Origin of the sequence: Mucilaginibacter calamicampi (assembly GCF_042676765.1) — a bacterium.
Taxonomy (GTDB): domain Bacteria; phylum Bacteroidota; class Bacteroidia; order Sphingobacteriales; family Sphingobacteriaceae; genus Mucilaginibacter; species Mucilaginibacter calamicampi.
Window position 1 is genome coordinate 728,194 of record NZ_JBHTHU010000001.1, and the last position, 13,940, is coordinate 742,133.

Consider the following 13,940-nt stretch of genomic DNA (forward strand, 5'->3'; position numbering starts at 1 on the left):
ACTTAAAACATTCCTATTGCGTGAACTGTATTTATTAGACTGGATCACAGCAGACAAATATCAAGATCATGGACAACACAGCGAAAACAGGAACACCCGATAGCAAAACAATCAACCTTAACGAGGATTACGAAATAAAGTACTGGACAAAAGAACTTAATGCCAGTAAGGAAGAATTGACAGATGCTGTCAACGAAGTTGGGAAATCTGCAGAGGCTGTGAGGGAATATCTGAATACGAGAGATCTAAACGCGAAGTACCCACCGTTAACGTAATGAATTATGGGTCTTAAGGAATACGTTAAAAAGCGCGACTTCAGGAAAACTGCCGAACCTAAAGCAGGTCGCAGTAAGGATAAAGACCATCTGATGTTTGTTATTCAGAAACATGATGCTACACGTCTGCACTATGACTTCCGTCTGGAGATGGACGGTGTTTTGAAGAGTTGGGCTGTTCCTAAAGGCCCATCATTAGATCCTAAAATTAAACATTTAGCCATGATGGTGGAAGACCACCCCTTTGATTACCGGAACTTTGAAGGCATAATTCCTGAGGGTGAATACGGTGGAGGTACCGTTATCGTTTGGGATCAGGGAATTTATGAACCTATCGGGGAAATCAAAGGAAAGAAAGCGCAGGAAAAGCATTTGCTTAAACAACTGGAATCGGGTTCGGTCAAGATCAGATTGCATGGGGAAAAGGTCAAAGGCGAGTTTGCGTTAGTAAAAACGCATGGTATGGGCGAGAATGGTTGGCTACTTATCAAGCACAAAGACGAGTTCGCTACTACTACCGACATTACCAAAAAGGATAAGTCTGTGCTTTCAGGAAAGAACCTGGAACAGATGGAAAGAACAAGTGAAAAGGTTTGGGCTAACGGTCAGGAAGAAACACTAAAGCCTGACGAGGAGTTAGCGGATAAGGTAGAAGCTGAAGAGCCAGAAGAAGTTGATGTAAAAGCTATTCTAAAGTCTGCACCTAAATCAAGCGCTCCCACTAATGTGAAACCTATGAAAGCAACACTGGTAGACGCTCCCTTTGATGAACCAGGCTGGCTGTTTGAAGTGAAGTGGGATGGCTACAGAGCAATTGCGATACTGGACAAGAAAGATGGTGTGCAACTCATCTCCCGTAACAACCTTCCGTTTGAAAAGTATTATCCTATCAATCAAGGTCTGGCAACGTGGAAAATGAATGCTGTACTCGACGGTGAACTTTTGGTACTTAATGATAAAGGTATATCCGATTTCGGAGCTATGCAGAACTGGCGTAGTGAAGCAGATGGTAACCTGGTCTTTTACATATTTGATATTCTGTGGTATGAAGGTAAAAATCTGATGGGTTTACCTTTAGCAGAACGTCAGGCTGTACTTCAATCGATACTACCTAGCGATAATGACCACATTCGTCAAAGCAAGATATTTGATGCAAATGGTATTGATTTCTTTTCTGCTGCTGAAAGGATGGGTTTAGAAGGCATCATTGCCAAGAAAGCAAATAGTGTTTACACATCCGATCTCCGGAGTAAAGAGTGGTTGAAAATAAAAGTTCAGCGGCGACAGGAAGTGGTAATAGCCGGCTTTACCAAAAATGAAGGCACTGGTAAAGCTTTCAGCGCGTTGATTTTAGGGGTGTATGATGCGAAGGGTGCGCTTCAATTCACAGGTAAAGTAGGGACCGGTTTTTCTGACAAACTTCAAAAGGAGATGATGGCACAGTTCAAACCGCTCATTACCAAAGACAGTCCGTTTGATTACGACGTCGATGTGGATAAACCTACCCGTTTCAGACCTAAGCGTATGGGCGCTAAGCCGACTTGGCTGAAACCTGAACTAGTTTGTGAAGTTGCTTATGCGGAAGTAACCGGTGATGGCGTATTCAGACAAGCCTCCTTTAAAGGTATGCGGGAAGACAAGAAAGCTAAAGATGTTGTACTGGAGAACCCGGCTGATACCGGAACAACTGTGAAAGATGCTGCGCCAGCGGATCTGGCGCTTGCGCCTGTCCGGAATACAGAAAGAAAAACCCTGCTAAACCCGACAGAGGACACCCAGGTTAAAAAGATTTGCGGTCATCAGCTCAAGTTTAATCACGTGACCAAGTTGTACTGGCCGGAAGATAAAGTGACCAAGGGCGATATGCTGAATTATTATTACAAGGTGGGCGAATACATTATGCCTTACCTCAAAGACCGGCCCATGTCGCTTAACCGCTTTCCGGGTGGTATTCATGGCAATAGCTTTTATCAAAAGAATGTAACAGACAAGGCACCGGATTGGGCTAAGACGTTTCACCATGTTACGGATGAGGGCAAAGAAACCAATTATTTAGTAGGGACCGACGAAGCAAGCTTGTTGTGGATGAATTCACTGGGATGTATTGAGATCAATCCCTGGTTCAGCCGGGCGCAGTCTCCGGATAATCCTGATTATTGTGTGATCGATCTTGACCCTGATAAACATACTTACGACCAGGTTGTACAGGCAGCTTTAGAAGTTAAAAAGGTACTGGATGCTATTGGTGTGCCTGCTTATCCAAAAACGTCGGGTTCCACCGGTATGCATATTTATATTCCTTTAGGGGCTAAATACTCTTATGATCAATCCCAGATGTTCGCCAACATCGTTGTAAAGATCGTTCATAAAGAAATTTCAGAGTTTACAAGTCTGGAACGCAGCATAGCTGCCCGTAAAGGAAAGATGTACCTCGACTACCTGCAAAACCGGCCTGGTGCTACGATCGCCGGACCGTATTCACTTCGCCCCAAGCCGGGCGCAACCGTTTCAATGCCGTTAAGCTGGGAAGAGGTCAAGCCAGGTTTAACGATCCGGCAGTTCAATATTCATAATGCGATCGACCGCCTAAAGGAAACCGGAGACCTGTTCCACGGTGTATTGGGTGAAGGAATTGATCTTGCGGCAGTTATAAAGAAATCGCAAAGTATTTTTGGATAATCAGTCATTTTGAACAATCCGGGCTATGGCTTTTTTAATATCACCATATTGTTCCGTATACCGCTGCACTTTCGCTTTTTCGCTGGATTCGGTGGTATAGGTCCAGTATTCTTCGGGGCTGACCTCGGTACGGTAGACACGGGATAGCTGGCCGTTCAATGAAATGAACACTTCTTTGTATTTATAACGCTCATCGTTGGCTCTGTTTATACTCATGATCAGCGCGGTCTCTTTGTCGGTGATGCCGAGTAGCTGTTGTATCTTGGGAAAGTCGTTCTGGTATTTACGCTGGTCGAGGAGGATCTTGCAGTCGCTGTTGTTGATGATGGCTTGTTTAACGACAGGTGAGGAGATGATGTCTTCGATATCCTGGGTAACGACGATGGCTTCGCCAAAGTATTTTCTTACGGTTTTGAAGAGGTATTTGATGTATTCGGCCATGCCTTCCCGGGCGATGGCTTTCCAGGCTTCTTCGATTAATATCATCTTCCTGATATCCTTCGGCAATTTTCTCATTTTACTGACAAAGGTTTCCATAATGATCAATGTAACTACCGGAAATAAGATCGGATGATCCTTAATATTATCTAATTCGAAAACGATAAAGCGTCTGTTCAGCAGATCAAGATTTTCGGTGGCGTTCAAAAGATAATCGTACTCGCCGCCACGATAGTAAGGACGCAGGACAAACAGTAAATTGTCGATATCGAAATGGTTATCCTTCACCTTACTTTGTTTCATGGTGTCATAGAATGGCCCCTTTAAAAATTCATAGAAACTATTGAAGCCAGGTTCAGGACTGGTTTGATAATAATGATAGAGTGCATCGCTGATGGCGATGTATTCAGAGCGCAGCACGCCCTCATCTTCTTTTTTCCATAGCGCGAGGATCATGGCTTTTATGCTTTCGCGTTTCTCGGTATCGAGCGTATCGCCCGGGGTAACATAGAACGGATTAAAGCTGATGGGGTTATTCTCGCTGTAGGTAAAATAATACCCGCCTACGAAGTCACAGAGGCCTTGGTAAGAGTGGCCGAGATCGACCAGGACGATGTGCGCGCCTTGTTCATAATAGGAGCGCAGCAGGTGATTGGTAAAAAAGCTTTTGCCGCTGCCGGATGGACCTAAAATGAATTTGTTCCGGTTAGTGATGATGCCGTTTTTCATAGGTTCATCAGAAAGGTCAACATGAAGGGGGCTGCCGCTTAAACGGTCCCCGAGGCGGATGCCGCAGGGCGACAAAGACGAACGGTAGTTCGTTTCGAGATTGAGGAAGCAGCAGGCTTGTTCGGCGAACGTGTCAAAAGTGTCGTTCATCGGAAAATCGCCCGCATTGCCGGGCAGGCCGGCCCACCAGAGTTGCGGCGCGCCGTCGGTTTCCTGTCGTGGTTGCGCATCCAGTTGGGCAATGGCGGAACTGACTTTGTTACGGGTGTCCTTGGGATCGCCCCAGGCGAGGATATTGAAATGGGCTTTGACCGGAAGCCGCTGCTGGCTGATCGCTTCGTGCAGGAACTCGTGAGTGGCATCACGGCCGATCGCGTTTTCGCGGGAATAGGCCGAGAGCGATTGCAGCCGCAACTTTTTCGCTTCCAGTTTCTTTAATGTCTTGGGACTGTCTTCGATAAAGATGTATTGGTTGTAGATGTGGTTGCAGTCCAGTAGCGCACCGATGGGACTGGCGAAGCCGGTGCTGAATTTGGTTTTATCGGTGCTGTATTTATCATAAGTGATCCGGGCAGCGCATTGAGCGGGCAGGTCTTCGGCATCTGCAAGGGTATAAAGCTGGCATTGATGATCCCCAATGCGCAAATCTTCTTTTAAATGAATGTCTTTGAGCACAGGCTGATCGTTTTCGTTCAACAGAAAACAGTAGCGTTCCAGTACGCCGGGAACCTCTAAGGTGCCGCTGAGTTCATTATCCGTGAGTCGAATCAAAGTAAGCAAGCCGGAATCTTCGAGCACGCGTTTAAATTGGCCGCAGCTGTCTTCAAATTCCCGCAATAAAGCTGCGGATATGCTTTGTGCAGGAACGAGTTTTTTACGCATCAGACCGCTGACGGCGCTGGTGACCGGTTTATAGCCCAATGGGCGTCTCGTAATGTATAAATGGCAATGATGAGCGAGATAGGGGCGCTCATTAAAAAAGCGTTCGCTGGCATGACCCAGAAAGGTTTGTTCGGCAAACTGCGCTTTGTACTGATCTTCCACGAACCAGTCCTGTTTATGAAAGATGCTCTGCTTGGGCAATAGCTTGATGGCTTTGACCCAGGTCTGGTGCAGGGCCACGTATTCATCATTGGAGAGGGTAAACAATTCTGGAAGTACGACGCGATAGCCAATGGTCATGTCACCCTGCCCGGATAACAGGGTATTGTTTTCCGTTTTGTAAATGGGGAAGATTTGCTCAGCGTTTTTCATAAAAGAGTTTTCTGGATTTGAATTTCAGGTAGATGGGCAGATAACGGCGGGCCTGATGTTTCATCAGACCATGCTGACCATATTTGTGGCTCAGGCCAAAAACTATGTAGAACAAGTAACTGCCGGAGGCGGAAATGATCAGGATGCAGAGATAAACGGCGAGGCCGATCAAATAAAGTATGGCGAAAAGGACAAGCAGGGCCACCAGCCCTCCGCCGAGGTAGCCGATGTATTGCGCTTTCAAACCCTTGAATTCAATAGGTTCATTGATGCCTTTGTTGATGAAATAATTCATACAGGCAAAGTTGCACGCATCGGGCTATCTTACGTCCACACCTGTTGGGCAGGTGGTAATATTTTGGCTTAAAGCAGTTTGTCGGGTGTGATCGGAACATCCCTCACTCGCTTGCCTGTCGCATTGAAGATAGCGTTCGCAATTGACGCGGCCACGCCGGTGATGCCGACCTCGCCAATGCCTTTGATGCCCATTTTGTTAACGACCCCATCAGCTTCCGTTACAAAAAGCGCATCCATTTTGCCGATATCCATATTAACGGGGACGTGGTAGTCTGCCAGGCTCCGGGTGGCGAAGTTTCCCCAGCGCGGGTCGATCAGGGATTCCTCGGTCAGGGCCATGCCGATTCCCCATACGTTTCCGCCGATGATCTGCGAGCGGGCAGTTTTGGGATTGAGGATCTTACCGGCACCTGTCACCGCTAAAAAGCGGCTGACTTTGACCATGCCCGTCAGGCTGTTGACGCGGACTTCGGCAAAATTGGCGTTGAAGCTGTGAGAGGAGTATTCATTGGCCTGGGCCGGGGCTTTGGCGTCTGCCCGCGTTTCAAAATTGCTGATCTGTTCAGATTGCATGAGCTGATAAGCCGTTGGCCGCACAAAGAACTGCTTGCCGGATTTGGCGAGCAATTCGTCGGTGATCTTTTCACAGGCCTCATTAACTGCATTGGCAAAACTGGCTGCGCCGACCGAGCCGACCGAACCGGCCGCTGCCGGGAGGTCAGAGTCACCCAACTTAACGGTAATGTCCTGCACCTTCATTCCGAGGCCGTCGGCAGCGGTCTGTGCAAGGATCGTGAAGGTACCTGTGCCCAGGTCAGATGCCGCGATGGATACAATTGCTTTTACGGCATTGCCGCTGCGGGTTAATTGCAGGCTCGCTGAGCTGGGTCGCTGGCGGGCAGGATAAGTGCCGCAGGCCACACCATAGCCGATGAGCTCATCTCCAACCTGGTAACTGCGGGGTTGCTGCCTGCGTTTATCCCAGCCAAATGCTTTGGCGCCTTCCTGCAGGCACCTGATGGTAGCGCGTGTCGACCAGGGCTTGCCGTTGTCGGGATCCTTTTCCGGCTGATTTTTTAAGCGCAGCGTGATGGGATCCATGTTGAGCTGGTGGGCAAGTTCATCGATAGCCGACTCCAGCGCGAAGCTGCCGGTGGAATGACCGGGACCGCGGGTGTAGGTCGGCAAAATAAGGTTCATCGGCACGACACGATAACTGACCAGCAGATCAGGTACATCGTACATGATCTTCGCGCCCTCGCCGCAGCCTTCAATATATTCGTCATTGATCGCGGTATGCGTGGTGATTTCGTGGGACAGGCTGGTCATTTTACCATCCCGGGTTGCGCCGATGCTGATTTTCTGGTAGTTCTGCTGGCGCAATCCTACGGAATTAAACATTTGCTGCCGCGTGAGTGCCAGTTTAACGGGCCGTCCTGCGGCTTTAGCGGCGACCGCCGCCAGCACCAGGTTGGCCCATTGCCCGCCTTTGGACCCAAAGCCACCTCCGATAAAAGGGGAAACGATGTGCACCTGCTCGGGTTTAAGATTCAACGTGGCTGCGGCTGATGTCTGTGCCCCATTAATGATCTGGGAGCCATTGTACAGGGTAAGCTTTTCGCCTTCCCATACCGCGACGGTGCTGTGCGGTTCCATAGGATGGTGGTGTTCGATCGGGGTATGGTAGGTACCCGCAAATTGCACAGGAGCCTGATCAAAGGCTGCTTTTGCATTACCCCGTTTATGATCGGCCAGTTCACGGCCTTTAGGAAGTCCTGCCTGGGGCATCAGTTTTTCAAAATCGGTATTCGCTTCTGCAGTAGTGTAATCCACTTTGGCCATTTTAGCGACGTATGTCGCCTGTTCGAATGTTTCCGCTACTACCATGCCGATGTGCTGTCCGTAAAAGTAAACTTCGGGACCTTGTAACAGGGCGCCGCCCCGCAGGCCGCCCCGCACATTTAGTTTGGGTGCATTTTCATGGGTGATGACTGCCAATACACCCGGCATTTTTTGCAGTTCCCCCGTGTTGATCGCGTTGATTTTACCCGCGGCAATCGTACTTTTAAAGATTACCGCGTAGGCCAGGTTCTTAGCCGGATAATCTGTAGCGTAGGTCGCCTGTCCGGTCACTTTCAGCAAACCGTCGATCCGGTTGATGGCTTTGCCTATACTTTTATTCTCTTCCATAAGTTTAACCTTTAAGCGCTGTTTGGAGCGCGCTGATCAGCGTTCGTTTACCGAGTTCGATTTTGAATTTGTTGTGGTTCAGCGGTCTGGCTTCCTGCATAGTGATTTCAGCCGCCTTACTGAAGTTATCCACGGTTGCTGCCTTATTCTTCAGGAATTGTTCTGCAGCTTTCAGTGCCCAGGGCTTATGCGCTACGCCACCCATCACCAGTTGGCTGGACAGGATAGTGTTGCCCTTAAGTACCAATCCTGCCGCGACGGAGACCAGCGCAAAAGCATAGGAGTTCCGGTCCCGCACTTTTAGATAAGCGGAATGTGCTGCAAAATCATTAGGTGGCAGTTCTATGGCGGTGATCAGCTCGCCGGTTCGGAGGGTATTGTCGTGCTGCGGCTGCTCGCCGGGTAAGCGGTGAAAGTCTTCGATAGGAATACTGCGCGTGGTACCGCCCGGCTGAAGTACTTTTACCCGGGCTTTCAACGCGGTTAATGCAATTGCCATATCAGAAGGGTAGACGGCCACACAATTTTCCGACCATCCGAAAATGGCATGCATGCGATTAATGCCTTGCAGGGCCGCGCATCCGCTGCCGGGTTCCCGTTTGTTGCAAGGCATGGCTGTATCGTAAAAGTACGTGCAGCGGGTACGCTGAAGCAGGTTACCCCCGTTGGTCGCCATGTTCCTTATCTGTGCCGATGCGCCGGCCAGTATGGCTTTTGTAAGTAAGGGGTAGTTTTTGCGCACCAGCGGGTGATTCGCCGCTTCTGTGTTTTTACCAAGGGCGCCGAGACTGATGCCGCCTCCTGTAATCGCTGAGATGCTGTTTAATTTTAAGGAATTGATATCGATGAGCTCATCCGGGCGCGCCACGTCTTCTTTCATCAGATCGATCAGGTTGGTGCCGCCCGCGAGAAATCTCGCGTTGGGATTGCTTTGGGCGAGGCCGACCGCTGTTGTCGGTGTTGATGCGGTTGTGTACTTGAACGGTCTCATAAGGTTTGCCAGTTAGGTTCTTCACTTTTTCCGGTTTGGGCGGCCTGAATGGCGTCCACAATATTTGAATAGGCGCCGCAGCGGCAGATATTGCCGGACATCCGTTCCGCAATCTCTGTTCTGCTCAGCACAACAGGTGCGGGAGTCGTACGCACATTGGCCGTTGCATAACTGGCCTGTCCTTCTTTCGCTTCCTTCATTAAGGCCACTGCCGAGCAGATCTGTCCTGATGTACAGAAGCCGCACTGAAAGCCGTCATGGTCTAAAAATGCCTGTTGCACCGGATTGAGCTGTCCATCTTTAGCCAATCCTTCAACGGTAATGATGGTTTTTCCTTCACAGGTAGCTGCCAATGTCAGGCAGGAGAGCACGCGGTTTCCCCCGGTTATTACCGTACAAGCCCCGCACTGTCCATGATCACAACCTTTTTTAGAACCGGTCAGACCCAGCCGTTCCCGTAGCGCGTCCAGCAGGGTCATGCGGGAGTCGACGGTGATATGCACAGGATTGGCATTCACTTTAAAGCTGACATTTACACCGTTCTCGATCGCAAATGCAGGCAGCTCCTCGATCTCACCTAGGGCCACGCCGCGGGCGAAGGCGCGTTGGGCGCCGATCAGGTGGCCCGCCAGTAAGCCGGCGGAAGCCAGTCCGACCAGTTTAAGAAAGTGCCTCCGGTTCAGACCGGAATCGATGATTTCCCGGTAGTCTTCCGGCATGAGGTCACCGAAGAGTTTTTGCTCTTCTTCGCTGAGTTGCGTAGGCTTATCGTTCATAAAACAAAGGATTGTTTTACCATAACAATAAGCGGGTGCTATAGTTTGCGGATTGTTAGACGCCAAAAAAAGATTTGAGCACAGTAGCCACGACCACCAGGAAGATACAGCTGCCGAACCAGCTGCTTGCGACCTTGCCGGTATCCGGTTCGCCATCGTTCCATTTTTTATAGACTTTGATCGCGCCCACCAGCCCCACTATGGCGCCGATGGCGTACATGAGGTTGGTACCGGTGGAGAAATAGCTTTTGACCTGAGTAGTCGCTTCGTTAATGCCGGCATTGCCGTCCTGCGCTGCTGCGATCATCCCGATTAGCAGCAGGCCGCTTGTCATGCTTAGTTTTTTCATAGGTTTAAAATTTGGGCCATTCGTGTTCTTCAATAGGGAAAGGGAGTTGTTTTGCCAATGGTCGGATGACCTTGAGGTCGATCTCGTCTTCATAAGGCTCATACTTTGCCAGTAGCACACCCAAGAGCGAAAGAAATCCGGTTTTGTCCGGCGTATCGCGAAAGGCTTCGACCAGGCTTTGGGTTTCAGCCAGCAACTCATCTGTTGGGCCGCAAAGAAGTGTGCTGTCACTGATATCATCTGGCTGGCTGTTACCGAAAGAGAGTTCTTCTGGATCAAGCCTGGGGTTATCCTGTTTAACTGCGCCCAGCACAGGAGCGGAGCTGACCCAGGAGGAGGGATCCGCTTTAGTTTGAAAACGCCCCATGATTTTGTCGCGGTAATAGCGCAATAGCACGTAGCCATACCAGGCTAAGGTCAGCAGCAAGACCGTAGTGAAATATTGCTGCCAGGAAATGGTGTTCAACATATGCTTTTCGTTTGATGAAAAGCAAAAATCGGCTGCTAAAGCGGCCCGGAAACAACAGCATCTAACAAGGTGGGAGTTTTTTATTTATCTTGCAGCCCATGTCGCGTACTATACACGTTATCGCAAATATCCGCAAACTGAGGGAATCCCGTCGTTACAGTCAGAAGTACATGGGGAGTACCCTGGGTGTGTGTCAGAATGCCTACGGGAAAATTGAGTTGGGGCAGACCAAACTAACGGTCGAAGATTTTCTCTCCATAGCGGATACGTTGGGCGTAGCACCGGAAGTACTGATGCGCGATTAAACGATCTGGCGAATTAGTCGATCAACGGCAATGTAAACCAGAACGTGCTCCCTTCGCCAATTTCGCTTTCAACACCGATCTCACCGTCATGTTTGCGGATAATTTCCGCGCTGATGTAAAGACCAAGGCCTATGGTATGCGTGGACGATTAACCAGGATCGGAAAGCAGCGGCCTTCATAGCGGCTGCCGCTGGATTTGCTTTAATATCATTGCTCGTTACAAGCTTTGGCAACGTTCCTATTAACCAGCAGATCAAAGTACAAAATGCTGGTCTCCACCCTGTAGTTACAGGTGTGTATGTTTTTTGTCCGAGCGAAGATGTCGCTGGGAAGGCGATGTATAGCATAAGTAAAGACTGACAACCAAGTCAGTCTTTACTCGGTAATAATTTTACAGACCGAAGCCATAAGCCACGCGCAGGGCTGTTATACCGTCGCTACCACCGCTGCCAGCGTAGTTTTCAAAGCGGGCTCCGACATCCCATCTTTTGCTAGCGTAACCAAATCCCGGAGACCATAAAAAGTAAATGGGTCCGCCGCCATCAGCCACTTCAAACCCTAAGCCAGCTTCGCCTGCCAAATAAAAGTTTTTACCTATAAAATACTTGAAACCCGCTTTAACGGGGATGATATCGGATTTGCGTTCGTAGGAAAAGCCCGAAAAGCTGCCGGAGGCCGGATAGGTAATTGTTTTAGGAAAAAAATGATAAATTCCACTCGTGAATGTCAAGGCAAATTTTTCGGAAACGCCGTACTGTAACCTTGGCGTAATACCCAAACCGAAATTTAAGCCTCTGGCGGTATTGCCGATCGGTAAGATTCCGTCAACGCCTACGCCGAAGCGAAGTTCACCGGAGTTGCCTGATTGCGCGTTAACATTATGCACCGCCAATAGGAGCGTTACTGATAAAATGATGTAAATTACTTTGGATGTTTTAGTTATCATAGCTGTGGATTAAAAAATTTGTAAAAGGTTTAGTTAAGACAATCCAAATAGGATCTACCCCTACAAGTGTTAATTATTTACCCAGTTTTATACGGTATCCTAAACGAAGGGCAAACTCTTTATACTGCGATTGCAGCCCGTAATCTTCAAATTTAATACCTGTTTCAAGTCCGATTTTAAAACTGAACCCCGCTGATACTGCATACATTAAAGAACGATAAGGCAATTTTACAGTTCGATCGGGAAGACCCGAAAAGTTGTTTCGGCCTATATAAGCCTCGTTTCCAATTGCCGAACCTATTTCGCCGGCGATATAAAAATTTTTCCCCGTTTTTAGCCGGATGCCCGCTTTAATGGGTACCAGGTTCACAGGCAATGCAGCATCATTAATCCTGTCTGAGGTTTCAACACCATACTTTTTCTGAATGCTAAAGTGTGTATAGCCGGATGATATTGTTCCGGTGAGGTTTTCGCCAAGATCACGCTGAACGGAAAGCTCAGCTCCGGTCACCATGGCATAAGGTTCATCCCAGCCAATCCCACCCGTGGCTGCCAATCCCAGGTACCAGCTTTGTGAATTGTCTGTCACTTTTTTTGTCGGTTTAAAAACAGAATTAAAAGCGATGCCGACCTGCCAGCCAACCCAATTTCTTGTCTGATGGCCATTATTGCTAATGTACAACGGCAGCGGACCAGCGCCGAATTCAGGAAGATTGGTGATGTTTTTATAACCGTCTAAATGCCAGGTACCGCTATGGTTATAATGATTGACTGTAGGACCACCAACGATACTAATATTTTTCGAGAATTGGAAGTTGAGCAGCAATTTGCCTTGTGTCCATCTATCGTCCCATAAGCCAGTATTCGCGAACTGGTAGTTCGCTTCAGCGGAAAGATAAACTTTATCGCTGAACATAAAATCATGACCAATGCCCAGCCCAAACGAATAGAACTTTTGATCAGCGGAGATATTGGCGCTGGTCAACAATTCACTGTAAAAGGAATGGGTGCCGGTTTTTAAGGAAACATTCGTATTGCTCATGTCACTGGCCGAATAGGTTACTTTATAAAAACCGTTACCTATGAAATTGAGCAGCCCTATACTGGCGCCCTGGGAGGTATCGGCAACATTCACGAGCCCGATCTGTAAGCCTTTTAGCCGACGCGTTTGATTATGTAAGGCGCTCAACTGAAGACCGGATAATTGTGTGCCTGCATTATTGGTGAAAAGGGCCAGTTGTGCGCCCCTGACCGTGTCCATCGCCCGGTTATGTGCCCCGGCAAGCTGTAAACCGGTTGCATTACCACCAGCCAGGTTAAAAATACCGGCCATTTGAAGATACCGTGCATCTCTTTTATTGATATTAAACAAACCACCGACTTCCAGGCCATTCACACCGGCAGTATAGCCGCCGACAAGATTCAGGGAAAATTTATTAACCACCTGCGGACTGAACATCCCATGTGTGCTCAGTCCCGGCGTTAATGAAATTTGATAAGAGCGATTGGCAAAGAAATCCGGTATGTTCATGCTTTGGATCATTTGCCGGGTCGAGATAAACAAACGGCCTAAACCGGTCCGTTCTACACGATTAGTTTGATCAGCCACTTTTTCATACGCTGATTTATCAGCGCGGGAATTTACCAAAACCGTTTCCAGAAAATGTAGGGTAGTGTCGTGATAGAGACGTTTGCTCGCAGTAACGGTGATCGGTTCCGGCGCGCTCATTCTTAATTTGAGCTTGAAATAGCCATGTTCATCTGTTAACGCAGACACCAATTGCTGCTTTTCGTACACGCTGGTATTCATCAGTCGCTCGCCTGTGTGGTCATCCACTACAAAGCCGCTCACCGAATAGGTGTTACCTTCAGCTGTTAGATCTGTATTGATCAAAGCAAGATGCTTTAATGCTTCGGTGATGATAACATAGTTTTTTCTTTCTTCGAAGTCATACCTTTCTTTAAATAGTTGGTTTAAAATGACCGATATCGGCCGGTCGTTGCTCACCACAGTAACTAAGCTATCCTGTGGCAGCAATCTGCCATTGTAAGCAAAGTAAAAACCGCCTTTTTCGCCGATCTCTTTGAGTACTACGCTTAGTTTGGTATGTTGGGTGTTGATGGAAATGGATTTATTCAATAAGCTTTGTGCATTAACCTGAGCAAAAATCCCCAAAATAAGTATTGTCATCAGGCAGACTTTTATCTGTTTAGCATCTGTTATCCAAAGTTTCCTCATCGG

At 48.4% G+C, this 13,940-nt stretch carries 13 protein-coding genes; 3 read left to right on the forward strand and 10 right to left on the reverse strand.

Annotated elements, in window-relative coordinates; all coding sequences use genetic code 11:
* The first annotated feature begins 68 nt into the window (after positions 1-68).
* Positions 69-275, forward strand: a complete 207-nt coding sequence (locus ACFQZS_RS03310) for a DUF3606 domain-containing protein (RefSeq protein WP_377097269.1) — start codon at positions 69-71, stop codon at positions 273-275.
* Positions 276-281: 6 nt separating this feature from the next.
* A complete protein-coding gene (ligD, locus tag ACFQZS_RS03315; protein ID WP_377097271.1) occupies positions 282-2,954 on the forward strand; it encodes a DNA ligase D in 2,673 nt (890 codons plus the stop codon).
* On the opposite strand, the gene ACFQZS_RS03320 is transcribed toward ligD, so the two are convergent.
* From ACFQZS_RS03320 to ACFQZS_RS03350, 7 genes are all read right to left on the reverse strand, one after another.
* Positions 2,955-5,375, reverse strand: coding sequence for a TraG family conjugative transposon ATPase (locus tag ACFQZS_RS03320; RefSeq protein WP_377097273.1), 2,421 nt, complete (start codon positions 5,373-5,375; stop codon positions 2,955-2,957).
* A complete protein-coding gene (locus tag ACFQZS_RS03325; RefSeq protein ID WP_377097275.1) occupies positions 5,362-5,670 on the reverse strand; it encodes a DUF4133 domain-containing protein in 309 nt (102 codons plus the stop codon). The genes ACFQZS_RS03320 and ACFQZS_RS03325 overlap by 14 nt, the downstream gene beginning before the upstream one ends.
* A gap of 68 nt (positions 5,671-5,738) precedes the next feature.
* The gene (locus ACFQZS_RS03330; RefSeq protein ID WP_377097277.1) at positions 5,739-7,862 is read right to left on the reverse strand and encodes a xanthine dehydrogenase family protein molybdopterin-binding subunit; all 2,124 of its coding nucleotides are present in this window, start codon (positions 7,860-7,862) and stop codon (positions 5,739-5,741) included.
* 4 nt (positions 7,863-7,866) lie between these two features.
* Positions 7,867-8,853 carry an FAD binding domain-containing protein gene (locus tag ACFQZS_RS03335; RefSeq protein WP_377097279.1) on the reverse strand — a complete coding sequence of 329 codons (987 nt, stop codon included), beginning with the start codon at positions 8,851-8,853 and terminating at the stop codon, positions 7,867-7,869.
* Complete coding sequence (locus ACFQZS_RS03340; RefSeq protein ID WP_377097281.1) at positions 8,850-9,629, reverse strand: (2Fe-2S)-binding protein; 780 nt, start codon at positions 9,627-9,629, stop codon at positions 8,850-8,852. Before ACFQZS_RS03340 ends, ACFQZS_RS03335 begins: the two co-directional genes overlap by 4 nt.
* A 55-nt stretch (positions 9,630-9,684) precedes the next feature.
* The gene (locus ACFQZS_RS03345; protein ID WP_377097283.1) at positions 9,685-9,978 is read right to left on the reverse strand and encodes a DUF4134 domain-containing protein; all 294 of its coding nucleotides are present in this window, start codon (positions 9,976-9,978) and stop codon (positions 9,685-9,687) included.
* A gap of 4 nt (positions 9,979-9,982) precedes the next feature.
* The gene (locus ACFQZS_RS03350; RefSeq protein WP_377097285.1) at positions 9,983-10,447 is read right to left on the reverse strand and encodes a hypothetical protein; all 465 of its coding nucleotides are present in this window, start codon (positions 10,445-10,447) and stop codon (positions 9,983-9,985) included.
* Positions 10,448-10,545: 98 nt separating this feature from the next.
* Between ACFQZS_RS03350 and ACFQZS_RS03355 the strand changes: the two genes are divergently transcribed.
* Entirely contained in the window at positions 10,546-10,752 is a 207-nt protein-coding gene (locus tag ACFQZS_RS03355) for a helix-turn-helix domain-containing protein (protein WP_377097287.1), read from the forward strand.
* 13 nt (positions 10,753-10,765) lie between these two features.
* On the opposite strand, the gene ACFQZS_RS03360 is transcribed toward ACFQZS_RS03355, so the two are convergent.
* The 3 genes from ACFQZS_RS03360 to ACFQZS_RS03370 form a co-directional block, all read right to left on the reverse strand.
* Entirely contained in the window at positions 10,766-10,885 is a 120-nt protein-coding gene (locus ACFQZS_RS03360; protein WP_377097549.1) for an ATP-binding protein, read from the reverse strand.
* Between the two features lie 258 nt (positions 10,886-11,143).
* Positions 11,144-11,698, reverse strand: a complete 555-nt coding sequence (locus ACFQZS_RS03365; RefSeq protein ID WP_377097288.1) for a hypothetical protein — start codon at positions 11,696-11,698, stop codon at positions 11,144-11,146.
* A 73-nt stretch (positions 11,699-11,771) separates the two neighbouring features.
* A complete protein-coding gene (locus tag ACFQZS_RS03370) occupies positions 11,772-13,937 on the reverse strand; it encodes a hypothetical protein (RefSeq protein WP_377097290.1) in 2,166 nt (721 codons plus the stop codon).
* Positions 13,938-13,940 lie beyond the last annotated feature (3 nt).